This is a genomic window from Streptomyces olivaceoviridis, from assembly GCF_014650115.1.
Classification (GTDB): Bacteria; Actinomycetota; Actinomycetes; order Streptomycetales; family Streptomycetaceae; genus Streptomyces; species Streptomyces olivaceoviridis.
The window spans coordinates 1-10,450 of sequence record NZ_BMUI01000070.1 but is presented as its reverse complement, the minus strand read 5'-3'; the positions used below and the strand labels follow the sequence as shown (position 1 = coordinate 10,450).

The following is a 10,450-nucleotide window of genomic DNA, read 5'->3' as shown; positions in this document are numbered from 1 at the left end:
GGTGTCCTCGTTCGGGGTGAGCGGTACCAACGCCCACGTCATCCTGGAAGCGCCGCCGGCCGCGCCGGACCGCAAACCCTCGCCCGACGGCGAACGCTTCCCGCCCCTGCTGCTGTCCGCTCGCGGTCGGGAGGCGCTGCGCGGGCAGGCGCGTGCCCTGCTGCCCCTGTTGGTCCGGCATCGCCAGGAGGACGTGGCTCGCACCCTGGCGCTGCACCGCGACGCCTTCGAGTACCGCGCCGCCGTGTGCGGTCGTTCGCGGGAGGAGACGGTCGAGGCGGTGCGCGCACTGGCCGAGGACGGCCTGTCGCCCGCGCTGGTACAGGGCAGCGCCGAAGGCACCGGCAGGGTCGCCTTCGTGTTCCCGGGTCAGGGATCGCAGTGGGCGGGGATGGCGGTGGAGCTGCTGGAGTCGTCGCCGGTGTTCGCCGAGCGCCTCGCCGAGTGTGAGCGTGCCCTGGCTCCGCACGTGGACTGGTCGCTGACCGAGGTCCTGCGATCCGGTGACCACGAGAAGGTGGACCGCGTGCAGCCGGTGCTGTTCGCCGTGATGGTGTCCCTGGCCGCGCTGTGGCGGTCCTACGGCGTCGAACCGGACGCGGTGGTCGGTCACAGCCAGGGCGAGATCGCCGCCGCGTGTGTGGCCGGGGCGCTGACGCTGGAGGACGCGGCGATGATCGTCGCCCTGCGCAGCAAGGCACTCACCGCGCTCGCCGGGCAGGGCGCGATGATGTCCGTGGCGATGGCGGCCGGACCGCTGCGCGAGCTGATCACCGCCTGGGACGGCCGGATCGGTGTGGCGGCGGTCAACGGGCCGTCCTCCAGCATCGCTTCCGGAGAGGTGGACGCGTTGGAGGAGTTGCGAGCGCGACTCTCCGCCGACGGTGTTGTCCACCGGTGGGTGTCCGGTACGAACATCGCCGGCCACTCCCACCACACCGACCGCATCCGTGACGCACTGCTTTCCTCGCTGGCCGGCATCCGGCCCCGAGACGCCGCCGTCGCGATGTACTCCACGGTCACCGGCGGGCGTGTGGCGGGCCCCGAACTGGATCCCGGCTACTGGTTCGCCAACGTGCGCCGAACGGTCGCGTTCCACCAGGCCGTCGAGGCCATGGTCGGGGAGGACGGCTTCCAGGTGTTCCTGGAGATGAGCCCGCACCCGGTACTGACAGCCGATGTCCAGGAGGTGCTGGACAAGGGCCCGGCAGGCGGCGGCGTGGCCCTCGCCACGCTGCGGCGGGGCCAGGGCGACGAGCACCGCTTCCTGGGCGCACTGGCCGAAGCCCACGTGCACGGCGTGCCCGTCGACTGGCGGACCGTGTACGCCGGAAGTGACGCACGCATGGTCTCCCTGCCGACCTACCCCTTCCAGCGTCACCGCTACTGGCTCGATCCCGTCCCGGCGATCAGCGACGCGACGTGCGTGGGACTTCAGACCTGCTCGCACCCCCTGCTGCGGGCGGTGGTCGACCTGGGTGAGGACGGCCTGGTCCTCACCGGACGGATCTCCCTCGGCACCCACGGCTGGCTGGCCGACCACCGTGTCCTCGGCAACGCCCTCGTACCGGGGACGTTGCTGGTGGACCTCGCGCTGGCCGCGGGACGACAGGCGGGCCGCTCCCGCCTCGGTGAGCTGACCCTGCACGCCCCCCTGGTCGTGCCCGAGGACGGCGACGTCGCGCTCCAGGTACGGGTGAGCGCCGACGGCAGCGAGGTGTCCGTGTCGTCCCGGCCGGCAGGTGCCCGGCAGTGGCTGCGCAATGCCGACGGCACGCTGGAGGCCGCAGGACCCGCGCGGCGCGCGCCGGAACGCACAGGTGTCTGGCCTCCACCGGACGCGCGCCCCGTCGCGATCGAAGGCGTCTACGAACGGAGCGTGGACGCCGGGGTCGGCTACGGCCCGGCGTTCCAGGGCATGCGTGCCGTCTGGCGGCGCGGTGACGAGCTGTTCGCCGAGGTGGAGTTGCCGGAGCACGTACGCGCCGACGGGTTCCCGGTGCACCCGGCGTTGCTGGACGCGGCCCTGCACCCCCTCGTCCTGGACGCCGAGGAGGTCCGGCTGCCGTTCGTCTGGTCGGGGGTCTTTCTCGGTGCCGCGCCGTCCGGGCGGGTGCGGGCGCGGATCAAGCCCCAGGGCCCCGACGCGGTGAGCCTGCGCGTCTGGGACGACACGGGGACGCTGATCGCGTCCGTGGACACGCTGGAGACGCGGCCCCTCTCGTCGCGCATGGTGCGTCCGAACGTGGCCGACTGGCTGTTCCGCGTCCAGTGGGTCCCGCGCGCCGTCACCGAGCGTGCCGAGGCCGAGGTCATACGCGTCGGTTCGGCGCACGAGGCGCTGGAGGCGATCCGCGGTCGGCTTGCCGCGGACGAGTCGACGCCGCCGGCCGTGTGCGTGGCGCCTGGCCTGGACGGCGCGGCGGCCCGTGGTCTGCTGCGCTCCGCGCAGGCCGAACACCCCGGCCGTTTCACCGTCGTGGAGTGCCCGAAGGGCGTCGATCCGGACCTGGTCAGGGCAGCCGCGGCCGTTGGTGAACCCGAGGTCGCCATCCGAGCGGACGAACTGCTCGTACCCCGTCTGGTGCGTGCCGCCCCCGCCACCGGCCGGTCCGCGGCGTTCCCCGCCGAGGCGACGGTACTGATCACCGGTGCGGCAGGAGGCCTGGCCGGGCTGGTGGCCCGCCATCTGGTCACCGAGCACGGCGTGCGGCACCTGCTGCTGGCAGGGCGCCGGGGCCCGGCGGCCACCGCCGGGCTGGAGGCGGAACTCACCGCGTCGGGCGCCACGGTCGTCTCGGTGGCGTGCGACGTCGCCGACCGCGGCCAACTGGCGGGCGTGCTGGCCGCCATCCCCCCGGCGCACCCGCTGGGCGCGGTCATCCACTGCGCCGGGGTGCTGGACGACGGACTGGTGGAGTCCCTCACCCCAGACCGCCTGGACGCGGTGCTGGCCCCCAAGGCGGACGGCGCCTGGAACCTGCACGAACTGACCCGGGACCGCGGTCTGTCGGCGTTCGTGCTCTTCTCCTCCGCCGCCGGTGTCCTCGGCGGTCCCGGCCAGGCCAACTACGCGGCGGCCAACGCCTTCCTCGACGCCCTCGCCCAGTACCGCAGGGACCTCGGCCTGCCGGCCCAGTCCCTGGCCTGGGGTCTGTGGGCATCGGAGAGCGACATGGCCGCAGACGCGGACCTGAACCGGCTCGGCCAGGCCGGGATCGGCGCGCTCTCCGCCGAGCAGGGCCTCGCCCTCTTCGACGCGGCCCTCGCGGCCGGGGATCCGCTGCTCGTACCGATGCGCTTCACCCCGGCCGCCCTCACCGGGCAGCGGGTGCCCGCGCTGCTCGACGACCTCGTACCGAGCCGGGCGCCGGTGCCGTCCACTCCGGCCGGACGTGCGACCCGCATCCTCGACGCGCCGCCCGACGACCGGGAGCGCCTCGTCCTGGCCCTCGTGACCGGCCTCGTCGCCACGGTCCTGGGCCACGCCGATGCCCGGAGCGTCGCCCCCGACCAGGGTTTCCCCGAGCTCGGTCTCGACTCGCTCGCCGCGATCGACCTGCGCAACCGGCTCAACGCGGAGACCGGGCTTCGCCTGCCCGCCGGCGTGGTCCTCCGGAACGCCTCGCCGCGCGCACTGGCGGCCACCGTGGCCGAGGCACTGGCCGCAGACGGCGCCCCGGCTGCCGGCCCGGCCCCCACCGACCTCCTGGTGTCCATGTTCCGCAATGCCGCGGCCGAGAACCGGGCGGACGAGGCGCTGGCGTTCCTGCGGACGGCGGCCACGTTCCGCACCGTCTTCACCGAACCCGTCGGCTCACCCGCTCCGGTCCACCTGGCGCAGGGGTCCGCCGGCCCGCGGATCCTCTGCTTCCCCTCGGTGGTGGCTCCCTCGGGGGCCCACCAGTACACACGTTTCGCCACGGGGCTGCGCGACGTGTGCGACCTGGCGGTCCTGCCGTTCCCGGGCTACGGTCCGGGGGAACCGCTGCCCGCCACGGCCGAGGTCGCGATCAGCGCCATGGCTGCCGCCGCACGGGCGGCAGCCGAGGGCAGGCCCTTTGTCCTGGCCGGGCATTCGGCAGGAGGCTGGTTCGCGCACGCCACGGCGAGTGCCCTGGCCCAGGCCGGACAGCCGCCCCTGGCCGTCGTCCTCCTCGACACCTACGGACCGGCCAGCCCGGTCAGCCGCGCCATGTTCACCACGCTGGTGCGTGAGGCCTACTCGACGCGCCGCGAGCTCGCCGACGGCCTGCTCACGGGTGAACAGCTCACCGCGATGGGCGGTTACCTGCGCCTCTTCCAGGCATGGGAGCCCGGACCTTGCCCGGTGCCGGCCCTCTTCGTCCGGGCCGCGGACCCGCTGGGCCCCGGACCGGACTGGCAGCGGGAACGGTGGCCCGTGGAACACGCCGAACGGACCGTGCCCGGTGACCACTTCACGATCATGGAGGGCCACGCCGAGTCCACGGCGCTGACCGTGCACGCATGGCTGCGCTCCGAATTCCCCCAGTCGTTCCGACACGCCTGGTCCCCCCCTTCGACGTCCACGGAAAGCGAACCATGGCTCTGAAGACACTCATCATCGGCGGCGGCGCGGGCGGCACCACGCTCGCCCTGGCGCTTCACCGCATCGGGGTGGAGGCCGTCGTCTACGAGCGCGACAGCGAACTCCCCGCCGCCGAGGGCCACCTGCTCAGCGTCGGGTCCAACGGCCTGGACGCCCTGCGCGCCATCGGGGTCGAACTGGACGGCTTCCCCATCCCCCGCCTGCCCATGTACACCGGCACCGGCAAGTACATTGGCGCGCTGTACAACAGCGCCGCCTCCGACACCGCTCCCACCAGTCTGCTGATCTGCCGCGGAAAGCTGGACCGGACCCTGCGGGACCTGTGCGCCGAACGCGGGATCCGCATCGAGTACGGCAAGGAACTGACATCGTGCACGGTCACCGATGACGGCGCCACGGCCGTGTTCACCGACGGGACGACAGCCGAGGGGGACGTGCTCGTCGGCGCCGACGGTGCCCACTCCCGGGTCCGGCGGTCCCTCTTCCCGCAGACCCCGGACGCGTCGTACACCGGTGTACTGGGACTGGGCGGCCGTTCCCGCCCGGGCGGTCTCGACCCGACACCCGGGGTGTGCGTGACCTCCTTCGGGTACGAGGGGCACTTCAGCTACCACGTCGAAGCCGACAAGAGCGTCCAGTGGCTGGCGTTCGCACCCAGGAAGGAGCCGGTCGGGCCGGACGACAGCACCACCGTCGAGGAGTGGAGGGAGTGGCTGCTGGACGTCTACGACCGTGACATGCCCGTCCTTCGCGAGATACTGTCCGCCGCCACCGGCCCGATCGACATCCGTCCCATGGAGCGACTGCCCAAGCCCCCGGCACGCCACCGGGGCCGGGCCGTGCTGATCGGCGACGCGTGCGCGCTGACCGGGCGCATCGGCGCCGGAACGGCTCTCGCGATGGAGGACGCGGTGGTCCTCGCCCAGTGCCTGCGGGACACCGACTCCCCGGAGAGCGCCTTCGCCACCTACGAGAGGCTACGCACCCCGCGAGTCGACAAGGTCGTCAAGTGGGGCGAGATGAACGCCAAACCGGTGAAGGTGCGCACCCCGTGGGGCATGCACCTGCGCAACGTCTTCGGCCCGCTGCTCATGAAGTGGATGCCGTCGCTGGTCTCCATGGACTGGCTCTACGGACACCACATCGACTGGCAGCGCACGGTCCGCCCCCAGGGCGAGACCGGTTGACGAGGAGCTGAAAGCACCCCCGACCGACGCTCCGTCCCTCGCGGACGAGCGCGCCCCGACCCTGCCCGGCTGCCACTGGCCGGCGGCACCTGACGCCCGGAAGGCTCCACCAGCATGTCCCACTCCCCGGACCGCATTCCTCTGCCCTGGCTTCTGTCGGCGGACAGCGCCCCCGCGCTGCGGGAGAAGGCCCGTCGGCTCGGCGCCTACCTGCGCGACGGCGAGCCGGCCCTTGAGGACATCGGGCGCTGGCTGGCGAAGGACGCGACCGTCGACCACCCCCACCGGGCAGCGGTGGGCGCGCGGCACCGGGGGCAACTGCTGGACGGGCTGGCCGCGCTCGCCCGGGACCGTCGCTGCAACGGCCTGAGCACCGGCACGGGGGTGCCGGGCGACGTCGCGTTCGTCTTCCCCGGCGCAGGACCCCAGTGGCCCGGCATGGCCGCCGAGCTGCTGGACTCCTCGCCGGTCTTCCGGTCCCGGATGGACGACTGCGCGCAGGCGCTGGAGCCCTTCGTCGACTGGTCGGTGATCGACCTGGCCCGTGATCCGGGTGCGGGCGCCGAGCTGGCGCGCGCCGACATCGTCCAGCCGGTGCTCTTCGCCGTCACGGTCTCGCTGGCGGACCTGTGGCGTTCGCACGGCGTGGAGCCGGCCGCGGTCGTCGGCCAGAGCCTCGGCGAGGTGGCGGCGGCGGCGGTGAGCGGGGCCCTGTCCCTGGACGACGCGGCCCGGGTCGTCGCCCTGTGGAGCCGGGCCCAGTGGTCCCAGGCCGGACGCGGTGAGATGGTCTCCGTGCAGGCTCCGGCGGACGAGGTCCGCGAGCGGCTGGCCGCCTGGGAAGGCGAGCTGGTGCTCGCCGCGGTCAACGGGCCCTCCGCAGTGCTCGTCTCCGGTTCGACCGCGGCCGCGGCCGAACTCATCGAGGCGCTGCGGAGCGAGGGGGTGTCCGCGCGCCGCACGTCCGTGGGACTGGCCGCCCACTCTCCGCAGATGGACGCGATCCTGCCCCAGCTCCGCGCGGACCTCGCACCACTGCGGCCCCGTCGGCCGCGCGTGCCCTTCCACTCCTCGCTCGTGGCGGGAGAGGTGTCCGGGCGCCTGCTGGACGCCGACTACTGGTGCGACAACGTACGCCGACCGGTCCGGTTCCAGGAGACCATCGGGGGCCTGCTGGCCTCCGGCCGTCAGGTACTGCTGGAGGTCAGCCCGCACCCGGTCCTCACCTCGGCGATGCGGGACACCATCGAGCACCTCCAGGCCGCGGGAGCCGTGGTCGCCACGTTGCGTCGTCACGACGGCGGCCCCGCCCGTCTGACGGCGGCCCTGGGCGAACTGTGGGCGGCCGGAGCCAGGGCGGACTGGCCGTCCGCCCCGGCCGGGCCCGCACCCGCGGATCTCGCGGCGCTCTGGGAACAGCACACCTCCGACGACGTCGACGCCCCGGCCGACGCGCCCGCGAGCGCGGGCGCCGACCTGGCCCTGCTCCCGGAAGCGCAGCGTCGCACCGTGCTGGTGGACCTGGTCTGCGCCGAAGTGGCCGCGGTCCTCGGCCGCGACCTCCTGGAGCCGTCCGACCGACGGCGTCCGTTCCTGGAACTGGGGCTGGACTCGGTCACCGCGATGGAGGTACGGGCCCGGATCACGGAGGCCACCGGCCTGCCCCTGCCCGCGTCGGCCGTCTTCGACCACCCCACTCCCGAGCGGCTGGCCGCGTACCTGGTCACCCGGGCGGCTCCCGGGACGACACCGGCCGCCGGGGCCGTTCCCACCCGCCGTCCCGCCCCGTCCGGCGAGCCCGTCGCGATCGTCGGCATGGGCTGCCGACTGCCCGGCGGGGTACACGGCCCGGAGGACCTGTGGCGCCTGCTGTCCGAGGGCCGGGACGCCGTCACGGCCTTTCCCGCCGACCGGGGCTGGGACACGGCCGGTACGTATGATCCACGGCCCAGGACACCCGGACGGTACTACCAGCGCGAAGCCGGATTCCTGAAGGACGCACCCCTGTTCGACGCGGAGTTCTTCGGGATCTCCCCGCGCGAGGCCCTCGCCATGGACCCGCAGCAGCGGCTGCTGCTGGAGACCACCTGGGAGGCCCTGGAGGCCGCCGGTATCCGGCCGGACGCGCTGCACGGCAGCCGGACCGGCGTCTTCACCGGACTGGTGACACTGGGCTATGGACCGGCACTCGACAACGGCCTGGACCTCGGTGGCCACGTGCTGACCGGCACCACGGGAAGCGTCGCCTCGGGCCGCGTGGCATACGCGCTCGGTCTGGAAGGCCCGGCGGTGACGGTGGACACGGCGTGCTCGTCGTCGCTGGTGGCGCTGCACCTCGCGACGCAGTCGCTGCGCTCCGGCGAGTCGGACCTGGCCCTGGCAGGAGGGGTGACCGTGATGCCGGGGCTCGGGATGTTCCAGGAGTTCTCCCAGCTCGGCGCGCTCGCCCCCGACGGCCGGTGCAAGGCGTTCGCGGACACGGCGGACGGATTCGGCCTGGCCGAGGGGGTGGGCGTACTCGTCCTGCAACGGCTGTCGGACGCGCGCGCACAGGGCCGCCGGGTACTCGCGGTGGTCCGCGGATCGGCGGTGAACCAGGACGGTGCCTCCAGCGGGCTGACCGCGCCCAACGGTCCGTCGCAACAGCGGGTCATCCGCGAGGCGTTGGCCGCCGCCGGCCTCGCCGCCCGGGACGTCGACGCCGTGGAGGCCCACGGCACGGGAACGACCCTGGGCGACGTGATCGAGGCGGAGGCCCTCCTGGCCACCTACGGCCAGGACCGGGACGGGCGCCCGCCCGTGCGACTCGGCTCGCTGAAGTCCAACATCGGCCACACACAGGCCGCCGCGGGCGTGGCCGGGGTGATCAAGATGGTGCTGGCGATGCGCCACGGGTCGCTGCCCCGGACGCTGCACGTGGACGAGCCGTCGACGCATGTCGACTGGTCGGCGGGCAAGGTGGAGCTGCTCACGGAGGAGACGCCGTGGCCGCCGACGGGCGGCGTCCGGCGGGCCGGGGTGTCGTCCTTCGGTATCTCGGGCACGAACGCGCACGTCGTCCTGGAGTCCGCCGCACCGCAGGACACGCCGGCCCCGGACACACCGGGGCCCTCCGCCGGCGCGGTGCCCTGGGTGCTGTCGGGGAAGACGCGAGAGGCCCTGCGTGACCAGGCGGCCCGGCTGCTGACCCGCCTGGAGACCGGGCCCGCGCCGGACGCCGCCGACATCGGCTGGTCACTGGTGTCCACACGCTCGGCGTTCGAGCACCGGGCCGCCGTGGTGGGCGAGGGACGCGAGGAACTGCTCGCCGGACTGCGGGCGCTGGCAGCCGGCGAGGCGGCCGCCCACGTGACCGAGGGGCGGGCGGACGATGCCGCGAAGGTGGCGTTCGTCTTCCCCGGTCAGGGCTCCCAGTGGGCCGGCATGGCGCGGCCACTGCTCGACGCCTCGCCGGTGTTCGCCCGGGCGATGGCCGAGTGCGGTGCCGCACTCACCCCGTTCGTCGACTGGTCGCTGCTCGACGTCGTGGACGACCCGGCGGCGCTGGAGCGCGTCGACGTCGTGCAGCCGGTGCTCTGGGCGGTCATGGTGTCGCTGGCCGAACTGTGGCGTTCGTACGGCGTCGAACCGGCGGCGGTGGCCGGTCACAGCCAGGGTGAGATAGCGGCGGCCTGCGTGGCGGGCGTCCTGTCACTGGAGGACGGCGCCCGGGTGGTCGCCCTGCGCAGCCGGGCCATCGCGGAATCCCTGGCCGGACTGGGCGGCATGGTGGCCCTGTCCCTGTCGGAGCAGGGGGCGGCGGAACTGCTCGGCCGGTGGGAGGGACGCCTGTCGCTCGCAGCGGTCAACGGACCCTCCTCGACGGTCGCCTCGGGCGAGGCCTCGGCCGTGGACGAACTGCTCGCGGCGTGCGAGACGGCGGGGGTACGAGCCCGCCGGATACCGGTGGACTACGCCTCGCACTCGGCACACGTGGAGCGCATCCGTGACCGGTTGCTGACCGACCTCGCGGCCGTGACGCCCGGGGCGTCGTCGGTACCGGTGTACTCGTGCACCACCGGTGAGCAGGCGGACACCCGGACCTGGGACGCGCGGTACTGGTACCGCAACCTCCGGGAGACGGTCCGGTTCGCGTCCACGAGCCGGGCCCTGGTGGACGCGGGCGTGTCGGTGCTGCTCGAAGTGAGCCCGCACCCCGTGCTGGTGTCGCCCTTGCAGGAGACCCTCGACGAGGCAGGCCCGGCCCGGCCCGGCCGTACGGCCGTGGGCACGCTGCGCCGGGACGACGGCGGACCGCGCCGCCTCCTGCTGTCGTTGGCCCAGCTGTACACCCACGGTGTCGGCGTCCGGTGGGAGGCGGTGTTCCCCGGCGCCCGGGAGGCCGAGCTGCCCACGTACGCGTTCCGGCACCGCCGGTTCTGGCCCGAGACCGGTGCGGAGCCTCGACAGGACGCCGTCGACACGCAGTTCTGGGAAGCGGTGGAACAGGAGGACCCCGACGCGGTCGCCGACGCGCTCGGTGTGACCGGCGAGGCCCTGGCGCCGGTGCTGCCCGCGCTGTCCTCGTGGCGGACGCGCCGCGCCGAGGCGTCGGCCGTGGACGCGTGGAGGTATCGGGAGTCGTGGGTTGGGCTCGGTGTGCCGGTTGTGTCGGTGGGTTCGTGGTTGGTGGTGGTGCCGGCCGGGTTGGAGG

At 73.9% G+C, this 10,450-nt stretch carries 3 protein-coding genes; all 3 read left to right on the top strand.

What is annotated here, in order from left to right; translation table 11 throughout:
• Positions 1–16 precede the first annotated feature (16 nt).
• Positions 17–4,573 (top strand): SDR family NAD(P)-dependent oxidoreductase, encoded by a 4,557-nt coding sequence (locus IE273_RS42590; RefSeq protein ID WP_229888134.1) that lies wholly within the window; start codon positions 17–19, stop codon positions 4,571–4,573.
• A complete protein-coding gene (locus IE273_RS42585) occupies positions 4,564–5,757 on the top strand; it encodes an FAD-dependent monooxygenase (protein WP_189820477.1) in 1,194 nt (397 codons plus the stop codon). Before IE273_RS42590 ends, IE273_RS42585 begins: the two co-directional genes overlap by 10 nt.
• 114 nt (positions 5,758–5,871) lie before the next feature.
• Positions 5,872–10,450: type I polyketide synthase (locus IE273_RS42580; RefSeq protein ID WP_189820476.1), on the top strand; the 4,579-nt coding region annotated here is incomplete at its 3' end.

Coding starts and splice junctions, on each gene's coding strand:
- IE273_RS42585 (WP_189820477.1), top strand. CDS start 4,564: ATGGCTCTGAAGACACTCATCATCGGCGGCGGCGCGGGCGGCACCACG.